This is a genomic window from Staphylococcus sp. HMSC077D08 (assembly GCF_001837945.1).
Taxonomy (GTDB): Bacteria; Bacillota; Bacilli; order Staphylococcales; family Staphylococcaceae; genus Staphylococcus; species Staphylococcus epidermidis.
In genome coordinates this window covers 1-213 of record NZ_KV834752.1, presented here as the reverse complement: position 1 = coordinate 213, position 213 = coordinate 1, and the positions used below count along the sequence as shown (strand labels likewise).

General features: G+C 37.1%; 1 protein-coding gene. It reads right to left on the bottom strand.

What is annotated here, in order from left to right; all coding sequences use genetic code 11:
* A partial coding sequence (locus tag HMPREF2663_RS02320; protein WP_070845702.1) for a hypothetical protein occupies window positions 1-213 on the bottom strand: 213 nt, incomplete at both ends.

The window sequence follows — 213 nt, the reverse complement described above, 5'->3', positions numbered from 1 at the left end:
ATCTGAAGCTTTGAAGTAAACATCATAACGGACTTCACAAGCTTCTAAATGATCAAAAGTAATGACGCTCATATAATTAGGTAATGTCACTTCATTTTCGAATTTAACTGTGAAGGGCGGTAAGCCTTCTTGAACAAACCAGGCTTTATACGCAATAATTTCTCCGGTAGGCTGATTATTCTCAAAACGCTGTTGCGGATAAAGTTCTGTACT